Source organism: Pseudanabaena sp. FACHB-2040 (assembly GCF_014696715.1).
GTDB lineage: Bacteria > Cyanobacteriota > Cyanobacteriia > Phormidesmidales > Phormidesmidaceae > JACVSF01.
This window is the reverse complement of sequence record NZ_JACJQO010000019.1, coordinates 65,462-85,023: the sequence shown is the minus strand read 5'-3', so window position 1 is coordinate 85,023 and position 19,562 is coordinate 65,462. Positions and strand designations below refer to the sequence as shown.

Genomic DNA, 19,562 nt, shown 5'->3' with positions numbered 1-19,562 from the left:
AGGAGTTGAAAACTTCAGCTTCTAGTGGGGACTGTCTCCTGTCCCGGAAAATTTTCAAATTCACTATTGCAAATTTATATCAATAAGCTAAACTGAATTTAAGAGAGCATTTCCCAACCTCGATCAGGTGTCGGCTGTTCTCCTCTCAATTACAAGTCCAGAGTCAGGCTCGCACGGCCTGGCTCTTTTTGTTTTTGTCTGCTTACCAATAAGCCAGATCTGCCGCGAGAATTTGTACGAAGATAAAGCAGATGTTTGGGGCTGATTATGGTAGACCGACGCCAGACTGACGTAACGAAGGATGCGCGGGTGGCCTGGCTGCTGCTGGCTCCAGCGCTGTTGCTGCTAGGTATTTTCGTGCTGTGGCCGATTGCCTATCTGGTAGGTTTGAGCTTTACGACAGGTAGCTTTACTCGCTCAGGGCTGCAGTGGGTGGGGCTAAGCAACTATTTGAGGCTGGCGATAGACGCTGACTTTTGGCAGGTAGTTGTCAACACGCTCTACTTCACGCTGGCAACGGTAGTGCCTAGCCTGGTGATTCCCCTAGGATTGGCGGTGCTGCTAAATCAGAGCATGGCCCTGCGGGGGCTGCTGCGAACGGCCTATTTTATTCCGTCGGTTACGTCGCTGGTGGCTGTTGGGCTGGGGTTTCGCTGGCTATTTCAAACCGATGGACCAGTGAACAGTTTGCTGTTGAGCTGGGGCGGGGAACCAGTGCCTTGGCTCAGCAGCACCACTTGGGCCATGCCTGTGATTATCCTTTTGAGTGCCTGGAAGCAGCTAGGGTTTAACCTAGTCGTGTTTTTAGCGGGGCTGCAAACAATTCCAGTGAACCGGTATGAAGCTTCTGAACTAGATGGAGCCGATCCCTGGCAGCAGTTTTGGTTTATTACTCTGCCAGGTTTGCGGCCTACTCTACTGTTTGCAATGGTGACGACGGCTATTTTTACTCTGAGGAGCTTTGAGCAGATTTATGTGATTACCGGTGGTGGGCCGCTCAATACCACTAATATTTTGGTCTACTACATCTATCAGCAGGCGTTTACCCAGTTTGACTTTGGCTACGCAGCGGCGGCTGCAACGCTCCTGCTGGGCTTAGCGTTGATTCTGGTTTACCTACAGTTGAAAGGCTGGCACGAAGACTAGGGGCGAGCATCAATAGCCCCTTTGAAATCTTTCTCGAGGAGACGGATCGTTAGAATTGCCCGTAACTTTCCCGTGACAATGCGTATTGTTTAACAAATCTGGGCATAGTGAGTACGGCAGGATGCGGTCTTTACGTAGACAATCTCCCTGAGCCTGCGGGCATTTCTTAGCCAACCCCATGAACCAACATCAGTCAACGCCTCACCCAGATGCATCTTCTCTGCTGACTGAACCCTTGACGGTGCCTGGGTCGGCCAGCGAAAGTCCTCTCGACCTTGATAATTCCAAATCAACGAGTCAGGCTCTAGATCGAGACGCTGCGGCTGAAATACTGCCTGTGCTGCTGCCGGACCTGAGACCTGACTGTCAGCAGGAGTCTTTGATACTCAACCCCATTCTCAATGCGATCGCAGATCCCCTCTCTGTCAAAGATCAGCAGGGCCGCTGGTGCTTTCTCAATCAGGCTTATTGCGGGCTGATGGGCTATTCCCAGAGTGAGTTGCTGGGTCAGTCAGAGACAGTTATTCTTTCAGCTTCGGAAGCAGAGCCTTTTCTTCAGGCCGATAGACAGGTGCTAGCGACCGGACAGACCTATGAGCAGGAAGTTGGCTTCACTGACGCTGATGGTTATCAGCGTGTCGTGTTGCGGAAAACTTCGCTGATGCGCAGCGCCGACGGGGAACTGCTGCTGCTGAGCACGCTGCAGGATATTACCCAGCGCCAAGAGGCCGAACGCACGCTCCATCGTCAGTCCGAGCGCAACCGACTGCTGGCTGCGATCGCACAGTGCCTGCTGCAGTCCTTTAGCCCAGAGCAGCTGCTGCAGACTACGGTAAATGCGGTGCGCTCCTTTCTACAGGTAGACCGGGTGCTGTTCTACAGCTTTGATGCTGAAACCAAGGGGATTGTGGCTGAGTCACTCGGTGAGGACGTCCCTACCCTGACAAATCTGCCACGCAAAAAGGCATGTTTTATTCCAGAGGATATTACCTACTATCGCCCGGGTCGGTTTCAGGCCATTGCCGATGTTGGGGCGGCTAGTTTGCCCACGCTCCATCTCAATCAGCTCCACCACCACCGCATCCAGGCCTACCTAGTGCTGCCAATTTTTGAGGGAGAAACGCTGCACGGGCTGATTTGCGCCCATCATTGTCAGAGTATTCGCCCCTGGCAAGACTGGGAAGTTGAGACGTTGAACGAGGTGGTGGCCCAGATTGGGAATGCTGTGAAGCAGGCCAAGCTCATTCAGCAGGTGCATCAGCTCAATGCTGTCTTGGAGTGTCAGGTGACGCAACGCACCCAGCAGCTGCAAACGGCTCTGGAGTTTGAAGCAACCCTCAAGCGCATTACCGATCGGGTGCGCGACAGCCTCGATCAAAAGCAGATCATGCTGACGGCGGTTAAAGAGATCACGGAAGCCTTGGGCGTGAAGGGGTCGAATACAGCGCTTTACGACCTAGAGCAGGGCACCTCTACGATCTACTACGAATACAACCGCTCCTTGCCTTCTTACCAGGGCCGAGTGGCCCAGATGGAAGCTTTTCCTGAGGTCTATCGTCAGCTCTTAGAGGGGCAGTATTTTCAGTTTTGCTCAAAAGAGCCCAATCCGGTGCGGGGGCAGGTGACGATGCTGGCCTGTCCCATTTTGGATGATCGGGGAGTGCTGGGCGATCTCTGGCTGATTAAAGACAAAGAGAGCGGCTTTAACGAGCTAGAGATCCGGCTGGTGCAGCAAGTGGCTAACCAGTGTGCGATCGCAATTCGTCAGGCCCGCCTGTACCAGGCAGCTCAGACCCAGGTAGAGGAGCTAGAGCGGCTCAATCGCCTCAAAGATGATTTTCTCAGTACTGTCTCCCACGAACTGCGAACGCCTGTAACCAGCATGCGGGTAGCCCTGCAGCTTCTAGGCGTCACCCTAAACCAGGAGTTTGACCTCAATGCAGAACTACAAAAGCCCAAGCCAGAGCAGACTCGCCTAGCCCGCTACTACCTGATTTTGCAGGAAGAGTGCGAGCGAGAAATCAGCCTGATCAATGACCTGCTGGATCTGCAGCGGCTTGATGTGGGCAACCACCCGATTTACCCCGAAGCAGTGGTGCTGCCGCAGTGGCTACCGGATCTGGTCAATGGGTTTGGAGAAAGGGCCAAGAGCCGTCAGCAGTCCCTTACCCTAGTGCTGTCCGAGGATTTGCCCATGCTCAAGACCGACTTGGCCAGTCTTGAGAGAATTCTGGCCGAATTGCTCAACAATGCCTGTAAATATACGCCGCCCGGTGAGCAGATCTGCCTTGAGGTGATTTCCTTGCCTGAAGTCGATATGGGGCAATTGAGTTTTCGGCTAACGAATACCGGCACCGAAATCCCGGCCGCTGAAATACCGCGAATCTTCGATAAGTTTTACCGAGTGCCCAGCGCCGACCCCTGGAAACAGGGCGGTACGGGCCTAGGTCTGGCCCTAGTCCAAAAGCTGGTGATGTATCTAAGCGGCGAGATCGTAGTCGAAAGCCAAGACCAAAGAACCACATTTACCGTCAATCTACCGACTCAGCTCGGCCCTCATCCAATGAGCGTACTGGGCCACTAGGGGGAACGGCCCCTTAAAGGAAGACGCTAGGATAGACGTAAGTATGGGCAAAAAAAATGGTGACTGGATCTGTAGAAACGGCAGCAAATCAGGTGTCTGACGTGTATGAGGGACAGTTTGGCCCCTTCACGTTGACGGCTGCCGATCGGCGAAGCGTTCTGGTATATCGGGCTGGGCTGGGCGTGGCGGCTCTCGGTTTTGCCGCAGGCGTTGTTCTGACGCTTTTGGGTGGCGATCTTCACGTTGTTAGCTGGCTCTACAGCTTATTTTGGTTAGCCTTGGGCGTGAGCCTAGCGACTATTCACATCTACCTGGCCCCGCTCCACCGGGCTCTGCAGATTTTTTGGGCTATTGGCGGTCTCGCCTCGCTTTGGGTGGCTCACCGATTTGATACGCCTTTTGCCCAAACAGTTTACGACCAGCCGCTGACGATTTTGGGCGTGGGCTTTACCTTTGCTGCTCTGACCGGGATCTTCTTCAAAGAAGGCTTCTGCTTTGGGCGCTTGGAAACCAAGATCCTGACGCCATTGGTGCCGCTGTTGTTGCTGGGCCATCTAACGGGGATGTTGCCGTTGCCTTGGGAGAAGGGGGTGCTGGTAACCTGGGCAGTCTGCTTTGCGGTTTTTGCCCTGCGTAAGGCCATTCAGCCGATCCCACCTGATATTGGAGATAAGTCAGTTTTTGACTACCTAAAGCAGCAGCGAACTGCCGTTCGCGCCTAAGCCATCCTGAATCCTCCACGGTGAACTTTACGCCTGAGTCGGGCACACTGAGCCTGTCAGGCGTGTGTGGGATTGATCTTGGCAAACGAACGAGCCTACTGGCTAGCCTGGTCCCGGCTGAAAGGGGTTGGACCAGTGCTGCAGAAACGAATTTATGAGCATTTTGGTAGCCTTGCGATCGCATGGTCTGCGGCGGCAGAGGCCCTGCAGCAGGTAGATGGGTTAGGGCCAGCTCTGGTCGGCTCGATTGTGCGGCAGCGATCGCACCTCAACCCCGAGGCCCTGCTAGCAACTCACGAAGAACAGAGCCCCGCTTTTTGGACCCCTACCGATCTCGGATATCCCGCCCTGCTGCTGGCGATTCCCGATCCGCCGCCGCTGCTCTACTACCGGGGCCGACCAGAGCTGATGGCTGCCTTAGAAGTGGGAGTGGGGGTAGGCATTGTCGGCACGCGCAACCCATCAGACTACGGCAGGCGCTGGACCCGCAGGCTCACCTGCAACCTGGTTAAAAACGGCGTCATCATCGTCTCAGGGCTGGCGGAGGGCGTGGATCGAGAGGCCCACTTGAGCACTCTAGAGACGGGCGGCAACACAATCGCGGTTCTGGGCACTGGGGTAGACGTGGCCTATCCTTGGTCTAACCGTGCCCTCTACGACCGCATCGAGCAGGAAGGGTTGCTAGTGAGTGAATACCCCAACGGCACTCCTCCCGATCGGCCCCACTTCCCTCGCCGCAACCGCATTATCGCCGGTCTGAGCCGAGCTGTTTTGGTAACAGAAGCGCCCCTACGTTCGGGTGCCCTGATCACAGCGCGGCTGGCTAACGACTATGGCCGAGAAGTATATGCCTTACCGGGCTCGCTGGATAATGCCCGTTGTTTAGGCTGCCTGGGCCTGATTAATGAGGGAGCGCATCTGGTTTTGGAGGATGAAACGCTATTGAAAGGTCTGGGCACGCTACCTGCGACCAACGGGCCAGCCAGTGTGCTAGGGCCGATTTCGCTACCGGCCCCAGATCCGGCCCTAGATCCTTTGCTGCAGCAGGTTCTGCAGGCAGTTACGCTGGAGCCCGTGAAGGTTGATCACTTGGCCCAGCAGGTTCCAATTCCCCCTGGGAGTCTCCTAGGTGCCCTGGTGCAATTGGAACTACTGGGTCTTGTGGTGCAGCTGCCCGGTACTCAGTACCGGCGCTGCTAGCAGGGTTAGAACCGGGTTTCATCTATCCCAGACCCTAGAAAGGGGCTAAAGACTTCTACAAAAAACTCAACTTGCAGTGAGCCCAATTCGAGGAGGTCGCCATCGTAGAGTGTGCGCCGCTGATGAGGCTCTAGCTGGCGGCGATTAATCCAGGTGCCGGTGCTGCTGCCCACATCGGTGATGAAAAAGCCTCGGTCAGGCTGGTATCCAATGGCGGCATGGCAGGCAGAAACTTCGCTATGGGGAATGGTAATAGCACAGCGGGCGCTCTGACCGACTAGCCAACTAGATGTCTTAGTAGTGACGTGGATAGCGTGCTCATCGTTAATATTGGTGCAGAGGAAGGCGCTGCTGCCTGAAATAATTCCCTGAATATAGAGGGAGGTAATTTCGCACCGGGACTGTGCCGTTAAAATTGGGTCGATGGTGTTAGAAACCTGCTCTAAGTCAAAGTCAAAGTTGCAAAAGAGCGTTTCTAACACCTGTGAGTGCGATCGCACTCGCGGCAATGAGGGAACAGTGAGAGTTCCTCTATGAGGATTGCTGCTGGAAAATGGGGAAAGAGTCATGAGAATGCATGTATGTCACTACGGAGCCAATGAATCAGCCCAAGGTTGGGCTGCAAATTTCTATTAGCTAAATACCTAGTGATGAACAACAGTTGGTCTAGATGCACCCTCAGAAAACGCAAATTGCTTACTAGCAACTAGCGGATGACGATTTCCAGCAAGAACTCTTTTCAAGGCTAACTGTCATTAAAACTGAGCTTTGTAACTGATGGCAATCCCGCAGACGGCCATGTTTATTGAAGCTTTATGAACTGTTATTGAAAAGAAGGATTCTCTCCTATTTCTGTGAACTGTCCTGATCTATGCTCGTTTTCCAGCCGCTTTTGCAACAATCCTTGACCTGTAAGGCTTGAGGGTGGTGGGGTGCTATAACATCGAGTAGATTCGGTGATAAGGCAGTAGACAGGCTTGGTCAATTCCCCTACTCGTGCTCAACCTCCTCTAGATTTCATTCCTCCCGCCCTAGATGTCAAGGTATTAACCCTGGCACGCTGGGTGGCCCCAAGATGGATGGGTTGGCGTGAACGCATTACGCAGGTTGAAGCAGTTCATGTGGAGCGTCTTGTCGAACTTTACCAAGACTTCCAACAGGGCAGAGCTCGCTTCTTGATCGCCTTTCGTCACCCCAGTCCGGCAGACTCTTTTGCCCTAGCTCGGCTGCTGTGGGATCAGGTGCCTCACACGGCTAAAAGGATGGGGGTTCGTTTGGTTGAGCCAGTACACAGTCACTTTATCTATGACCGGGGCATTCCACTGTGGGCCGGGCAAGGCGTGGGCTGGCTCTATTCCCGCTTGGGAGGGACGCCGATTCAGCGAGGCAAGGTAGACCGCCAAGGCCTGCGCTCGGCCCGTGATCTATTTGCCAACGGCCAATTCCCTCTGGCAGCCGCTCCTGAGGGCGGCAACAACGGCCACAGTGAAATTGTCAGCCCTCTAGAGCCGGGAATCGCTCAGCTAGGCTTCTGGTGCGTGGAAGATATGCTCAAAGCCCAGCGGACAGAGCAGGTTTTTTTGCTGCCAGTGGGTATTGCTTACCGCTATTTAACGCCCCCTTGGGAGGCAGTAGAGCACCTGCTGACAACCCTAGAGCAGGAGAGCGGTGTGTCAGGCGCTACCTCGGCTCAGCAGGGTGCTGTCGCAAAGCGGCAACGATCACACTCTGTTGCTCTAGAGCCTATGCAGCAACTTTATCCACGCCTGTATCGGCTGGGCGAGCATTTGCTAGCCCTGATGGAGGCTTACTACCGAGATTTCTACGGCTATAGCTTTGAGGGGCAGCCAAAAGCCGCCCCTGAACTTCCTGAAGCTCAGGCCATGCTCACCGCCAGGCTCCAGACCCTACTGAACGCAGCCCTGCAGGTAGCAGAGTCTTACTTTCAGCTCACTGCAAGAGGAACGGTGATCGAGCGATGTCGACGAATTGAGCAGGCTGGCTGGGATCGAATCTACCGGGGTGAGTTAGCAGCGGGTCAGTCATTGTCGGCAGTTGAGCTGGGCCTAGCCGATAGAATTGCTGAGGAAGCCTGCCTACGAATGTGGCATATGCGGCTAGTCGAGAACTTTGTGGCGGTGACCGGCAACTACGTGCGAGAAAAAGCGACCGTTGAACGGTTTGCAGAAACGCTGTTGCTGCTGCGTGACACAATCTTCATGATTGAAGGAAAAAATCCCTTTCCCCGCCCCAGGCTAGCCGACCAGAAGGTGCTGCTGACGGTAGGCACCCCGCTTTTGGTGAGTAATCGCTGGCCTGCCTATCAGACCAGCCGACGTCAGGCCGTTTCTCAGCTTACTCAGGAACTGCAGATCGCGCTACAGTCCCTTATCCCTGCTAGTTGAGCTGTATGAGAGAGGTTGCTAAGCCTCAAGGGCCTTTAGAATCGCCTCTACCTTAACTTGGTAAGCCGCTTCCGACAGAATAGGGGTGCTGCCTGCGGTAGAAACCGTTTCGGCTAAGGAGATCCAGGAGCGGCAGCCGCCGTATTCGGGGCGCTGCGATAGGGAGTAAGGCTCGGGTAGGCGATGCGATCGCAGCAGCAGCAGATACAGGGGGCTACTCGGCTTCCAGGTCCACCGCTCCTGCACAAACCGCTGATTCCAAATGTGAAAGGCATCTAGGGCCAAGACTTGGCCCTCATGCTCTAGAGGCAGGCTATGGGTAATCTCAGCCCAGCCGGAAAGAGGCACCGCTGACAGTGGATCTGAAGCCAGCGGTTGAACCCGCTGCTGATAGGGCGTTTTGACCAAATCAGGCTGCTGGTGCTCGTAGGTGGGAAAGAGCAAAACCTGATCGGCTTTTACCGCAAATCGCCCTTTCTCTTCACGAATGCCTCCTTTGCGCAGCAGCAAAACCTGTTCGCCTGCCAAAAGCGCTTCTACGACTACGGCCCACTCTTTTAGTGCCTGGGAGATCTCCCCCATAGCGCCTCCAGCGATTTACTAAACGCCCGGAACAGCTAACAGAGCTTCGGCTGCCTGCTGCAGTAGTACGGCTTTGTCTGTTTTCTCCCAGGGCAAGTCTAGGTCAGTTCGACCGAGGTGGCCATAGGCTGCTACCTCCTGGTAAAAGCGTCCTCCCCTTTCCTGGGGCAGCTTCTGCAGGTTGAAAGTCGCAATAATGCCCGCAGGCCGCAGCTCAAAGTGATCGGTAATGAGCTGAAGCAAATGCTCGTCGGGAATTTTTCCCGTGCCGAAGGTATCTACATAGATACTGACTGGGCGAGCCACCCCAATGGCGTAGCTGAGCTGCACCTCGCATTTCTCGGCCAGACCTGCTGCCACGATGTTTTTAGCGGCATAACGACAGGCATAGGCAGCACTGCGGTCCACCTTAGTAGGGTCTTTACCAGAAAAAGCCCCGCCCCCGTGGCGAGAGTAGCCGCCGTAGGTATCAACAATGATTTTGCGCCCAGTCAGACCCGAGTCCCCCTGAGGTCCGCCAATCACAAATTTACCCGTGGGGTTTACCAGAAAGCGAGTGCTCTCATCGGGCTTAACACTGAGGTCATCAAAGACTGGCAAGACCACGTGCTGCCAAAGGTCAGCCTTGATTTTGGCCTGCACATCAGCCTCATCAGTAATGTCGCCAATGGAGGCCGTGTGTTGAGTCGATACTAAAACGGTGTCAACCCCAACGGGCTTGCCCCCCTCATAGGCAATGGTCACCTGAGTTTTGCCGTCTGGCCGCAGGTAGGGCAACTGACCCGTTTTACGCACGCTGGCTAGCCGACGAGAAATGCGGTGCGCCAAACTAATGGGTAGGGGCATCAGTTCTGGCGTCTCATTGCAGGCAAAGCCAAACATGATGCCTTGATCCCCAGCCCCAATCGCGTCAAGGGCTTCATCGCTCGACTCTTCACGGGTTTCCTGAGCCTGGTCAACTCCCTGGGCAATGTCCCGAGACTGCTCATCCAGGCAAATCATGACGGCACAACTGTCCGACGAGAAGCCGTTGTTGGTGGGGTCAATATAGCCAATCTCAGCAATTTTGCGCCGGACTAAAGCTGTGTAGTTGACGTGGGCGCGGGTAGAGATTTCTCCGGTAACTAGAACCAACCCGGTGTTCACCACCACTTCTGCTGCAACCCGACTGTTTGGGTCTGCCGTCAAGAGGGCATCTAGAATCGTGTCAGAAATTTGATCACAGATCTTGTCGGGGTGACCTTCCGTGACCGACTCCGAGGTAAACAAAAAGCGACTAGACAATTGGCCGATCCTCTTAACTACAGATTTACAACATTAAAAACTCAGATGCCCAATCAGGCCACAGAAATCGGCCACCGCATGGGGAGAACTTAGGGGCATCCCCTCATGAGTATTTCCCTGAAAAGTGCCAGCTTATAAAAAAGGCTACCTCAAAAGTATCAGTTTTCATTATTCCCTCGCCAGAAGAATTTAGGCTTCAACCTTGAAGGACGACCAAGCCTGCAGCGTTGCATCAGCTTCTTGGGTGAAAGGGGCTGCTCCTGCCCAGTCCATCAAAACAAAGCCTGCAGCCCCAGCATTGCGAGCCAGCTTCAAATCCATTTCACTGTCTCCAACGACTAGGACGTTTGCAGGCGAAACCTCAAGTCCAGCACACATTCGCAGCAGCAGTTCAGGGTTGGGCTTGACTAGATCGGCCTGGTCGGTTCCCTGGGTCAGATCAACGTAATTCTCTAGGTGGTGACAGCTCAAGAAGGCTTCAACATTGGCGGTTGAATCTGAGGAAAGCACGCCAATTTTTACCCCTGCTGCTGAAAGCGCTGCCAGCACGGTCTCGGTGCCGGTATACGGAGGGGTCAGCTGGGCCTTCTGCTTGAGATAGCTATCGGCTTCGGTAAAGGCTGCTCGTACCAGTTCTACTGAGGTGGTCCAACTCCGACCGGTCTCAGCGACGTAGGCAGCAGCGGCAATCTCATTTTCATGACGAGTACCGACAGCCATCAGCCCTTGAGAGTCGAGGGTGCCGCCGTCCACGCCAAAGGCCATCAGTAGAGGTTCTTGAACGCCTGGAATCTGGGCATCTAAGAGGCGAGCTCGCTTTTGAGCTAGGGTTCGCAGAAAATCTTGAGAATCGGCTAGGGTTCCGTCTTTGTCAAAAACAACGGCTGCAATTTGTGGGAATGCCGTCCCTTCGCATTGAATAACCGCCATCCTCGTTCCTCAAAACGCTGAACAAAAAGCAGGAGGGAAAAGGCCTCCCTCCTGCTCGTTTAGAGTGTTTCTGTTGTAAGGGTTACCTTAACTGGGATTTAGCCCACTGCAGAAACGGCTTCATCTTCGTAGACTTCCTCTACTTCTTCAGGCTCGTTAGCGCTTTCTTGCTCAGCAGCTTGCTTGATTAACTGTTCGCGGTATTTGGCTGCCATCTCTTCAGCCTTTTCATAAACCAGGTCAGGGTTTTTCACCATGTCACCCGGTTCGGGCTCAAGCTGCTTGGTAGATAGCGAAATTCGTCCGCGCTCTGCATCGAGGTCGATGATCATGACCTTGATTTCGTCGTTTACATTGAAAACGCTATGAGGCGTATCAATGTGGTCGTGGGAAATCTCGGAAATGTGCAGCAGACCGCTGACACCGCCAATGTCAATAAATGCACCATAGGGCTTCAGGCCGCGCACTGTACCCAGCACCACTTCGCCTACCTGGAGGCCATTCATCTTCCGCTCAACCAGAGCTCGACGATGACTCAGGACCAGACGGTTACGCTCTTCGTCTACCTCTAGGAATTTCAGGGGCAGATCTTCACCCACCAGATCTTCCTTAGGCTTACGGGTGCTGATGTGGGAGCCAGGGATAAACCCACGCAGCCCTTCAATTCGCACTAGTGCTCCACCCCGGTTAGTCGCAAAAACGCCAGAGCGAACGGTTGCGTCCTCTTTTTGCAGCTGACGCACGCGCTCCCAAGCTCGCATATACTCAATGCGGCGGATGGAAAGGGTTAGCTGTCCATCTTCATTCTCATCGGTGAGGATGAAAAACTCGCGGGTTTCGTTGGAGCGAAGTACTTCTTCAGGATCATCGACCCGGTTGATCGACATTTCCTGGATGGGCAGGTAGGCAGCAGTCTTAGCACCTATGTCAATCAGCGCACCCCTAGGCTCAAGACTAAAGACCGTCCCAGAGACGGTGTCTCCTGGGTTGAAGTGATAGTCGTACTTGTCCAGCAGTGCTGCAAAATCGTCGTGGTTAAAACCGATTTCAGTCTCTTTTACTTCCTGATTGACCATGCTAGTGTTTTCCTACGTCTATCTCCGTAATGCTGCTTTGGTATGATACATAGGCAATGCGAGTAAACATCATTGCTACGCGAGCGGCAACTTCGGCCTCTTCGAAAAAAGCCGCTGAAGAAGCCGCTAATTATGTTCGCAGCGAGTCCACAAGAGATTTAATTATAGCGGATGTTGTGCAGCAGGTGCGCTTCCATCCCATTAAATCTCTTGTGGATTGCTATAAAAATAGTTCTGACTATCGTTAAGAAGATACTGTTACCGCAAAAGACTCCTCTACAGTATGCTCTGATGCTCGAGCGCTCTGAGTTCCGTCTCTGAGCTGGTTTAAGGTGTCGGCAAAGTCCCGAATGCCCTGAAACTGACGGTAGACAGACGCAAATCTGACATAGGCAACTTCATTAATGCCCTGAAGACGGTTGAGCACCAGTTCCCCAATTTCGATGCTGGCAATTTCCCGATTGGCCCGCTGCTGAAGCTCTGCCTCAATATCATCAACTAAAGACTCCATTACCTGAGTGGATACACCTGTTTTTTCGCAGGCTCGCACGACACCCCGCAGTAATTTAGAGCGCTCGAACAGTTCTCGTTCTTCACTGCGCTTAATCACTGTGATGGGTACGTACTCAATCCGCTCATAGGTAGTAAAGCGACGGTCGCATCGCAGGCATTCTCGTCGCCGTCGGATGCTACGGCCACCTTCTGCTGACCGAGATTCTAGGACGCGGTTATTGGGATGTTGGCAAAAGGGGCACTGCATCGCATGGCCTCCAAAGGAGGAAAACTATAGGAGTGAAGTCCTGCAGTTTTGAAAACTGCTTTATATCCAGCCAAGGAAAAAGTAGATTGTGCTACAGGATATCTCCATAAAAATAGAGGCAGATCTTCTCTTTATCAAGAGAAGCCTGCCTCCATCTTAAAAACGATTGGAGAAAATAGCCCAAAGTATTTGCTAATTTGGCTAATTTCTTCTCTAAACATGCTTAGAAAGAGCCTTAGTCCTTAGAAATACGGGGGGGCTCACGAAAAGCAATGGCAAAAAAGAGGGTTCCAATGATGCAGGCAAAGATGAAAATGTAAGCGACGCTTTCCATGTCAGTGTTGCTTCCTAATCAATCAATCTTTCTATAGTCTACAGGGGTTTAACGGTAACGTGCCCAGCGACTCAGGTAATTCCCCTCACCACCGGGCACGTCATTGAGTTAAATCCTTTGAGATTTAAACGGTCTCTTTGCGAGTACTGGTATCACCCACCTTGGCAAAGAAGCCCCACTCCACCTGCTCGGGAGACAGGTCGGGGTCGATACCCGCGAACACATCCCGGAACAGGGTACGAGAGCCGTGCCAGATGTGGCCGAAGAAGAACAGCAGTGCAAAAACAGCGTGGGCGTAGGTGAACCAACCCCGAGGGCTGGTGCGGAATACACCGTCGGATCCCAAGGTTTCCCGGTCAAACTCGAACGGTTCACCTAGTTGGGCCTTACGGGCAATGCGCTTCACCTGAGCGGGTTCGGACAGGGTTTGGCCGTCCAGTTCACCGCCATAGAAGGTGACAGTTACGCCCGTCTGCTCAAAGCTGTACTTTGATTCGGCTCGGCGGAAAGGAATGTCGGCGCGAATCACGCCATCCTTATCTACCAGAACGACAGGGAAGGTCTCGAAGAAGTTGGGCAGGCGGCGAACCGACAGTACCCGACCCTCTTTATCCTTGAACTCAGGGTGACCCAGCCAGGTTTGGGCTAGACCATCACCTTGGTTCATCGGACCGACGCGGAACAGACCGCCTTTGGCTGGGCTGTTGCCAACGTAGTCATAGAAAGCCAGCTTCTCGGGAATGCTGCTGTAGGCATCGGTTTGGGATGTGCCATCGGCTAGATCAGCTTGAACCCGCCGCTCGATTTCTTGCTGGAAGTAGCCACTATCCCACTGGTAGCGGGTGGGGCCAAACAGCTCAATGGGGGTAGCGGCAGAGCCGTACCACATGGTGCCTGCGACCACAAAAGCCGCGAAGAAGACTGCTGCAATACTGCTAGACAGTACAGTCTCAATGTTCCCCATCCGCAGAGCCTTGTAGAGCCGCTGAGGGGGACGGACGGTCAGGTGGAATAGACCTGCAATAATGCCGACAATTCCAGCAGCGATGTGGTGAGCCACAATGCCGCCGGGATTAAACGGGTTAAACCCTGCAGATCCCCATTCAGGGGCTACCGCCTGAACATGGCCAGTCAAGCCATAGGGATCGGAAACCCACATGCCAGGTCCCCATAGGCCGGTCAGGTGAAATGCTCCAAAGCCGAAGCAAAGTAGCCCTGACAGAAAGAGGTGAATCCCAAACATCTTGGGCAGATCAAGAGCGGGTTCGCCTGTTCGGGGATCGCGGAACAGGTCGAGGTCCCAGTAGACCCAGTGCCAGCAGGCAGCTAGGAACAACAGACCAGAGAGCACGATGTGTGCAGCGGCAACGCCCTCAAAGGACCAAAAGCCGACATTAGCGGCAGATTCGCCGGTAATGCTCCAGCCGCCCCAAGATTGGGTTACCCCTAAACGTGACATGAACGGCAGCACGTACATGCCCTGCCGCCACATGGGATTTAATACAGGATCGCTCGGGTCAAAAGTGGCTAATTCGAATAGCGCCATCGAGCCAGCCCAGCCAGCTACCAGAGCGGTGTGCATCAGGTGCACAGCAATCAGCCGCCCTGGATCATTCAGAACAACTGTGTGTACGCGGTACCAGGGTAGTCCCATCGACTACGCTCCTCCTCTTGATTTCAACAAAGGTTCTCAAGAACTTATGTAAGGGTGCTAGATACTGATAAGCCTATCAGACTCCGAACCCCTGCGATCCCCGCAGTTCGCCCTTTTCGCAGTTGAACTTGGGCTGCCGATGATGTAGCAAAATGACTCGGCTTCTGCGGGGGCAGTTTTGACAGCCGAAGTGTAAAAATGAAAGTGTTTAAAGAAGTGTAACCATTGCCAATATTCGGCGCAAGCAGATTTGTGTCTTGTCGCGGCCGTTTAATGGGCAGCCTGTAGGGGATTTTAGGGCCAAGCCCTACGCATTCTAGGTAGTTCGGCAGTTGCTGATAGCGATCGCAAGGAGAATATAGTCAATGACTACTGTAAAGTTTCTTAAAGAAGACAAAGAAATTGTTGTGGCCGACGGAGCCAATCTTCGGCTCAAAGCTTTGGAGAACCGCATTGACCTCTATACCCTTAGAGGCAAGATGATGAACTGCGGTGGCTATGGGCAGTGTGGCACTTGTGTGGTCGAGATTACCGAGGGGATGGACAACCTGTCGCCCCGAACGGGGGTAGAAGAGAAAAAGCTCCGCAAATGGCCTGACAACTGCCGATTAGCCTGTCAAACAGCGGTTCAGGGGCCAGTGACGGTGGTGACCAAGCCGAACCGAACTAAGCAGGGGCAGGCTGCTTCGACGACCTCTGCGTGAGCTCAGCTAGTTACTCAAAACGCACACCCAGACTCTGGGGAGTGATATTCTTAAAGACGAAACTTGCCGTTCATCTGGTTGAGAGTAGAGGCGGACGCTAATGGAAGTTAATAAGCTTGGTTTTGTTGCCAGTATTTTATTCGTTTTGGTGCCCACGGTCTTTTTGCTGATTCTGTACATTCAGACCTCTAGCAAGCAGACTAATTCTTAGAACCTTGTTAAGTTAGGTTGCTGAATTATATCGGCTTTGGATTGACCTTTAATGAGGCGCTGGGTTTCTAAAAGATCCAGCGTCTTTTATATGGGTGAAGGATATGACCTACTGTCTGGGTATTTTGGTGCGTCAGGGGTTTGTCTTGGCGGCAGATTCACGCACCAATGCGGGTGTTGACTATATTTCCTCGTACCGCAAACTTTTTGACTTCTCAGTGCCCGGAGAGCGGGTGGTGCTGCTCTGTACGTCAGGCAATCTCTCGATTACTCAGGCGGTGATCCAGGCATTGGAGTGGGACATTAAGGTTAATGCAACCTCTAACCTGCATAATCAGCCGACGCTCTATGCGGTCGCTCGCTACTTAGGCAGTCAAATCCGGTCGTTTCAAGAGAGCGATCGCACCTGGCTGGAAAAAGACAATATTGATTTTCAGTGCAGCTTTTTGCTAGGTGGTCAGATGCCGGGAGAAGCGCCGGAACTCTACCTGGTCTATAGCCAGGGCAACTGTATTCGGGCGACGCCAGAGACGCCGTTTCTGCAAATTGGTGAGGCTAAGTACGGTAAGCCCATTTTGGATCGGACGCTGTCTTTTGAGTCGTCGCTAGATGCGATCGCAAAGTGCGCCCTGCTGTCGATCGACTCCACTATGCGCTCCAACCTGTCGGTAGGGCCGCCGGTGAATATGGTGATGTACGAGGCCAATACCTTTACAGTGCGTCACCGAGCCCAGTTTCAGGCAGGTGATCCCTATCTGATCAAAATGCGCCAGCACTGGGAAAACGCATTGAAGGAGGCCGCAGCCAGCATGCCCGACATTAGCTGGAACCAGGAGTCTCCAACGTTAACCCTCAATATTTCAGATACTTCTCAGCCTTAGCAGAGCCGTTAATGGCTTGGCCCCGCTGCTATTGCCCGTCGCTGGCGATTCAATCTCTAACGCTCCTCCAACACCTGAATCGTGATGTGGTTCTCCAGAGTTGAAGGTACGGTTGCACCTTCGAGCACCTCGCCTGTAACAGGAGCGGCTTGGCTAGGGTGAGCGCTGGCAGCTAGCGCGATATGGCGGTCAGCTACGGCTAGCCCATGAGTAGGATCAAACCCACGCCAGCCCCCTCCAGGGATGTAGACCTCTACCCAGGCATGCAGATCGCCTTCGGTGGTCGTTGAAGCTTCTGTAGCGTAGCCACTGTAGTAGCCGCTGACAAAGCGAGCGGCTAGTCCCAGAGATTGACAGGCTGCCATAAACAGCACGGCGTAGTCTCGGCAGCTGCCCCGCTTTTGGGACCAAGTGATGCCTGCGGGCAAAGGCGGCCCCGATTCTCGCACCGTATATTCGCAGCTCTCGACAATTTTTTGGGTTAGGGCCGTTAAGAAATACCCCAGGTTGCCCTGCACATCATGGAGCAACGCCTGCGCTAGCTGCATGACCCCGGGATCAACTGCAGGAAGTAGAGGGGGACATAAGTAAGGCTGCAGGCTTGTCAGCACAGAGGTGGGATAATCCAGCGGCAAACTGGCGGCCCAAGGCTCAACCAGGTAATCGAAGGGATTGGTGCGGCAGGTCTCAACTTCTGATATAGCCTCGATAGTCAGTTGAGCTGTTTTGTCGGCACTGAACCAAATGCCAAGGGTTGAATTGCCCTCGAGCTCAATGAGCTGACTTGAACTAGCCGGTTCGGGAGTTAGGGTGAGCTGGAACTGTTGGAGCAGCTGCGTTGCATCGCTGCGAGGTCTGAGCCTTAAAACATGAGGCCTTAAAGTGACAGGCTGACGATAGCTGTAGCAGCTGACATGACGAATTTGATAGCGCATAGGGGAAGTTAGGAGCAGCTTACCCAGATTAGTTCAGGGGTTGGTGGCCTAGAGACGAGGAACGGGGAACACTCTTGATAAGGCTGCTGAACCCTTAATCAGTTGGGTTCTAAAGCTTGGATGAAAATCACCCAATATTAGACTTGAAAAGAGCAAAATGCTGTATCAATACCAGCTTGTTAACGGCATCTAACCTGAGATAGATGGAGGAAGCTATAGGCATGTGTGCTCTCCAAGCCAGAAATAACTAAACCGATGCCTCCTAAAGAAAACATTTAATTTGCCAGTAAGATCGCCATTTAATGCTGAGAAAACTCGGGCAGAAACCCAAATATAGGGCCTTTTTGAAGTTTCCGTAAAGCCGGGGATCGCCCATGAGGTAAGTGATCCCCGGTTTAAATCTTTATAACGGTTGATTGCACCCCTCTAGGGAAATTGACATAATATCACTAGATACTAAAGAGCTTTTCTAAAGCAAAATGCTTGTAGCCCCACCTCTTAGCGCCGGCTAGAAGGTGGACTAGAAACAAACATGTATTTTCCTTTCGGAAGAGTTTCGCCAAACATTACTTTCTTGGGGAACAGGATAATGCGCAGTTTTTCTCACCATGTTTGCTGTCCTAACTGTGGAAAGCCAGCGGAGCGATTTCACCTGGAGCAGGAGCAGTTGACCCGCACCCAATGCCCCAGCTGTGACTATTTAATGATCACCTGCACTCAAACAGGAAAGGTGATCGAAGCTTATGCCCCAGGCATTTTTGTTGGCTAGAGATAGCGTTAGTTAGAAAGCTTAAGTCAGAGATTTATCTAGTCGTTAGTCTGGCTAGGTTTTCTGATGCTATTGTCACAACCTTGTGGCATGGCTATAGCCGAGGCTAAGCCTAGATCTAAGCCTGAACCTGAAAGTGAAAAGCGCCCCCTACATAGGAGGCGCTTTTTTAGGAGGTGCAAATGGGGTTAATCGTGAATCGACCCATCAGGCATAATGGCCCCGGTCAGAATGGTGCCTGTGAGCTTTACCATCGTCTTGCCGCCAACGCTGACGCGGGCCCCGCTGAGGTCTGCGCCACTGAGGTCTGCCCCGCTGAGGTCTGCGCCGATGAGATCAGCTTCTCGTAGGTTGGCGTGGCTTAGGTCGGCCTGCAGCAGGTTGGCCCGAAACAGTTTTGCCCGACTGAGATTAGCCTGGTTGAAGTTGACCTTGTGCAGAAAGGCGTCGCTCAAATCAGCACCACTGAGGTCAGCGCTGCTCAAGTTGCGCCCAGAAAAGTCTTTTTCCCGCAGATTGGCTCCCCGAAAGTCTGACCCGCTTAAGTCAGGGTTTTGTCGGCCACGGTGGGCGCTGCTAGATGAGTTGCGGGTATAGGAGTTGTAGCTATTGTAGTTGTTGTAACTACTGCCATTGCTACCGCTAGCCTGGGATCTATCGCTGCTGTAGCCATGACCGTTACTAACGGTGCCACTGCCCTCAGAAGGGGCTTTTCCGGGTACTGGTGGCTGAGCGTTGGCAGCTCTTGAAGCGGTAGGCCCTGAGGGGTTGGTGTAGGGAGGCTGGCTGGAATCACTGGAGGGGCTGCCCGAAGAGGGGGACTGAGATCCAGGTTCGGGCGCGCCATAGCCGGTGCGGCGATAGCGGTTATAGCGATTGTGATAGGCCGCCGACTGAGTGTCTTGGGATGAATTGGAGGATTGATTGGGGCTTTGGCTAGAGCCTTGATCGGAACTGGTAGGGCTGCCGTTGCTGGTGTGGCTGCTGCCTGCAGCATTGCTAGCACTGCTACGGTTGGCGTAGTAGCTGCTGGGGTTGCTGCGGTAGTTTGAGCTAGGGGCGCTAGATCCCGAATAAGTAGACCCGGAGTAGGCTGAGCCAGAGTAGGCAGATCCGGTGTAGGTGCGGGTGCGACCGGGTGAGGAGGAGCGAGGCTGCGATCGCAACACATCCCGCGCATGGTTCAACTGCTTAATTTTTTCCTGAGCCTTGTAAACCAGCCGCTCATTCTCCTTAGGAATGCGGTCGGGATGCCAGATAAAAACCAAGTCCTTATAAGCCTGGTTGACTTCTTCGATAGAAGCACCAGGCTCTAGCTCAAGGACTCGGTAGGCTTGCTCTAGCTCACGCATTCAGGCTTAGTCTCTCTCCTAGTCCGGCTCCGCG

Annotated in this window: 19 protein-coding genes; 9 read left to right on the top strand and 10 right to left on the bottom strand. The window is 53.4% G+C overall.

All coding sequences use genetic code 11. The features are described 5' to 3' along the window. Positions 1-267: 267 nt before the first annotated feature. The 4 genes from H6G13_RS20555 to dprA all read left to right on the top strand — a co-directional run bounded on the left by H6G13_RS20555 (position 268) and on the right by dprA (position 5,652). Positions 268-1,146: a sugar ABC transporter permease gene (locus tag H6G13_RS20555; protein WP_190486314.1), complete on the top strand. Its 879-nt coding sequence runs from the start codon at positions 268-270 to the stop codon at positions 1,144-1,146. A gap of 178 nt (positions 1,147-1,324) precedes the next feature. Further along, complete coding sequence (locus H6G13_RS20550) at positions 1,325-3,730, top strand: GAF domain-containing protein (RefSeq protein WP_242028445.1); 2,406 nt, start codon at positions 1,325-1,327, stop codon at positions 3,728-3,730. Positions 3,731-3,786: 56 nt separating this feature from the next. Beyond that, positions 3,787-4,452: a DUF2301 domain-containing membrane protein gene (locus H6G13_RS20545; RefSeq protein WP_190486312.1), complete on the top strand. Its 666-nt coding sequence runs from the start codon at positions 3,787-3,789 to the stop codon at positions 4,450-4,452. 78 nt (positions 4,453-4,530) lie between these two features. Beyond that, entirely contained in the window at positions 4,531-5,652 is a 1,122-nt protein-coding gene (gene dprA, locus H6G13_RS20540) for a DNA-processing protein DprA (protein WP_190486310.1), read from the top strand. A 5-nt stretch (positions 5,653-5,657) separates the two neighbouring features. On the opposite strand, the gene H6G13_RS20535 is transcribed toward dprA, so the two are convergent. Next, a complete protein-coding gene (locus H6G13_RS20535) occupies positions 5,658-6,221 on the bottom strand; it encodes an FHA domain-containing protein (RefSeq protein WP_190486308.1) in 564 nt (187 codons plus the stop codon). A 408-nt stretch (positions 6,222-6,629) separates the two neighbouring features. On the opposite strand from H6G13_RS20535, the gene H6G13_RS20530 reads away from it, so the two are divergent. Continuing rightward, on the top strand, positions 6,630-8,057 hold the full coding sequence (locus H6G13_RS20530; protein ID WP_190486307.1) for a 1-acyl-sn-glycerol-3-phosphate acyltransferase: 1,428 nt from the start codon (positions 6,630-6,632) through the stop codon (positions 8,055-8,057). An 18-nt stretch (positions 8,058-8,075) separates the two neighbouring features. Here H6G13_RS20530 and H6G13_RS20525 read toward each other — a convergent pair whose 3' ends face one another. The 7 genes from H6G13_RS20525 to psbB all read right to left on the bottom strand — a co-directional run bounded on the left by H6G13_RS20525 (position 8,076) and on the right by psbB (position 14,677). Then, positions 8,076-8,639: a DUF1802 family protein gene (locus tag H6G13_RS20525; protein ID WP_190486305.1), complete on the bottom strand. Its 564-nt coding sequence runs from the start codon at positions 8,637-8,639 to the stop codon at positions 8,076-8,078. An 18-nt stretch (positions 8,640-8,657) separates the two neighbouring features. Then, positions 8,658-9,923, bottom strand: coding sequence for a methionine adenosyltransferase (gene metK / locus H6G13_RS20520; RefSeq protein ID WP_190486303.1), 1,266 nt, complete (start codon positions 9,921-9,923; stop codon positions 8,658-8,660). Between the two features lie 189 nt (positions 9,924-10,112). Next, positions 10,113-10,853 carry an HAD family hydrolase gene (locus tag H6G13_RS20515; protein ID WP_190486301.1) on the bottom strand — a complete coding sequence of 247 codons (741 nt, stop codon included), beginning with the start codon at positions 10,851-10,853 and terminating at the stop codon, positions 10,113-10,115. 98 nt (positions 10,854-10,951) lie between these two features. Continuing rightward, entirely contained in the window at positions 10,952-11,929 is a 978-nt protein-coding gene (locus H6G13_RS20510) for a 30S ribosomal protein S1 (protein ID WP_190486299.1), read from the bottom strand. Between the two features lie 244 nt (positions 11,930-12,173). Beyond that, the gene (nrdR, locus tag H6G13_RS20505; RefSeq protein WP_190486297.1) at positions 12,174-12,689 is read right to left on the bottom strand and encodes a transcriptional regulator NrdR; all 516 of its coding nucleotides are present in this window, start codon (positions 12,687-12,689) and stop codon (positions 12,174-12,176) included. Between the two features lie 235 nt (positions 12,690-12,924). Continuing rightward, a complete protein-coding gene (locus tag H6G13_RS20500) occupies positions 12,925-13,023 on the bottom strand; it encodes a photosystem II reaction center protein T (protein ID WP_190486295.1) in 99 nt (32 codons plus the stop codon). A gap of 124 nt (positions 13,024-13,147) precedes the next feature. Further along, positions 13,148-14,677: a photosystem II chlorophyll-binding protein CP47 gene (gene psbB, locus H6G13_RS20495; RefSeq protein ID WP_190486294.1), complete on the bottom strand. Its 1,530-nt coding sequence runs from the start codon at positions 14,675-14,677 to the stop codon at positions 13,148-13,150. A 365-nt stretch (positions 14,678-15,042) separates the two neighbouring features. Between psbB and H6G13_RS20490 the strand changes: the two genes are divergently transcribed. The 3 genes from H6G13_RS20490 to H6G13_RS20480 all read left to right on the top strand — a co-directional run bounded on the left by H6G13_RS20490 (position 15,043) and on the right by H6G13_RS20480 (position 16,472). Further along, entirely contained in the window at positions 15,043-15,381 is a 339-nt protein-coding gene (locus H6G13_RS20490; RefSeq protein ID WP_190486292.1) for a 2Fe-2S iron-sulfur cluster-binding protein, read from the top strand. A 100-nt stretch (positions 15,382-15,481) separates the two neighbouring features. Next, on the top strand, positions 15,482-15,592 hold the full coding sequence (gene psbM, locus H6G13_RS20485) for a photosystem II reaction center protein PsbM (RefSeq protein WP_190486290.1): 111 nt from the start codon (positions 15,482-15,484) through the stop codon (positions 15,590-15,592). A gap of 103 nt (positions 15,593-15,695) precedes the next feature. Then, complete coding sequence (locus tag H6G13_RS20480; protein ID WP_190486288.1) at positions 15,696-16,472, top strand: proteasome-type protease; 777 nt, start codon at positions 15,696-15,698, stop codon at positions 16,470-16,472. A gap of 56 nt (positions 16,473-16,528) precedes the next feature. Here the strand turns inward: H6G13_RS20480 and H6G13_RS20475 are convergent, their stop codons facing one another. Next, entirely contained in the window at positions 16,529-17,407 is an 879-nt protein-coding gene (locus H6G13_RS20475) for a transglutaminase family protein (RefSeq protein ID WP_190486287.1), read from the bottom strand. 589 nt (positions 17,408-17,996) lie between these two features. On the opposite strand from H6G13_RS20475, the gene H6G13_RS28805 reads away from it, so the two are divergent. Next, on the top strand, positions 17,997-18,176 hold the full coding sequence (locus H6G13_RS28805) for a replication restart DNA helicase PriA (protein ID WP_242028444.1): 180 nt from the start codon (positions 17,997-17,999) through the stop codon (positions 18,174-18,176). A gap of 188 nt (positions 18,177-18,364) precedes the next feature. Here H6G13_RS28805 and H6G13_RS20470 read toward each other — a convergent pair whose 3' ends face one another. Continuing rightward, positions 18,365-19,528 (bottom strand): pentapeptide repeat-containing protein, encoded by a 1,164-nt coding sequence (locus tag H6G13_RS20470; RefSeq protein ID WP_190486285.1) that lies wholly within the window; start codon positions 19,526-19,528, stop codon positions 18,365-18,367. Between the last annotated feature and the right edge of the window lie 34 nt (positions 19,529-19,562).

What these genes read in the sequence shown, in the direction of transcription:
- nrdR (WP_190486297.1), bottom strand. Translation starts at nt 12,689, where the DNA reads ATGCAGTGCCCCTTTTGCCAACATCCCAATAACCGCGTCCTAGAATCT.
- H6G13_RS20510 (WP_190486299.1), bottom strand. Translation starts at nt 11,929, where the DNA reads ATGGTCAATCAGGAAGTAAAAGAGACTGAAATCGGTTTTAACCACGAC.
- H6G13_RS20550 (WP_242028445.1), top strand. Translation starts at nt 1,325, where the DNA reads ATGAACCAACATCAGTCAACGCCTCACCCAGATGCATCTTCTCTGCTG.
- H6G13_RS20470 (WP_190486285.1), bottom strand. Translation starts at nt 19,528, where the DNA reads ATGCGTGAGCTAGAGCAAGCCTACCGAGTCCTTGAGCTAGAGCCTGGT.
- H6G13_RS20500 (WP_190486295.1), bottom strand. Translation starts at nt 13,023, where the DNA reads ATGGAAAGCGTCGCTTACATTTTCATCTTTGCCTGCATCATTGGAACC.
- H6G13_RS20545 (WP_190486312.1), top strand. Translation starts at nt 3,787, where the DNA reads ATGGTGACTGGATCTGTAGAAACGGCAGCAAATCAGGTGTCTGACGTG.
- H6G13_RS20475 (WP_190486287.1), bottom strand. Translation starts at nt 17,407, where the DNA reads ATGCGCTATCAAATTCGTCATGTCAGCTGCTACAGCTATCGTCAGCCT.
- psbB (WP_190486294.1), bottom strand. Translation starts at nt 14,677, where the DNA reads ATGGGACTACCCTGGTACCGCGTACACACAGTTGTTCTGAATGATCCA.
- H6G13_RS20515 (WP_190486301.1), bottom strand. Translation starts at nt 10,853, where the DNA reads ATGGCGGTTATTCAATGCGAAGGGACGGCATTCCCACAAATTGCAGCC.
- H6G13_RS20555 (WP_190486314.1), top strand. Translation starts at nt 268, where the DNA reads ATGGTAGACCGACGCCAGACTGACGTAACGAAGGATGCGCGGGTGGCC.
- psbM (WP_190486290.1), top strand. Translation starts at nt 15,482, where the DNA reads ATGGAAGTTAATAAGCTTGGTTTTGTTGCCAGTATTTTATTCGTTTTG.
- H6G13_RS20535 (WP_190486308.1), bottom strand. Translation starts at nt 6,221, where the DNA reads ATGACTCTTTCCCCATTTTCCAGCAGCAATCCTCATAGAGGAACTCTC.
- H6G13_RS20480 (WP_190486288.1), top strand. Translation starts at nt 15,696, where the DNA reads ATGACCTACTGTCTGGGTATTTTGGTGCGTCAGGGGTTTGTCTTGGCG.
- H6G13_RS28805 (WP_242028444.1), top strand. Translation starts at nt 17,997, where the DNA reads ATGCGCAGTTTTTCTCACCATGTTTGCTGTCCTAACTGTGGAAAGCCA.
- H6G13_RS20490 (WP_190486292.1), top strand. Translation starts at nt 15,043, where the DNA reads ATGACTACTGTAAAGTTTCTTAAAGAAGACAAAGAAATTGTTGTGGCC.
- H6G13_RS20525 (WP_190486305.1), bottom strand. Translation starts at nt 8,639, where the DNA reads ATGGGGGAGATCTCCCAGGCACTAAAAGAGTGGGCCGTAGTCGTAGAA.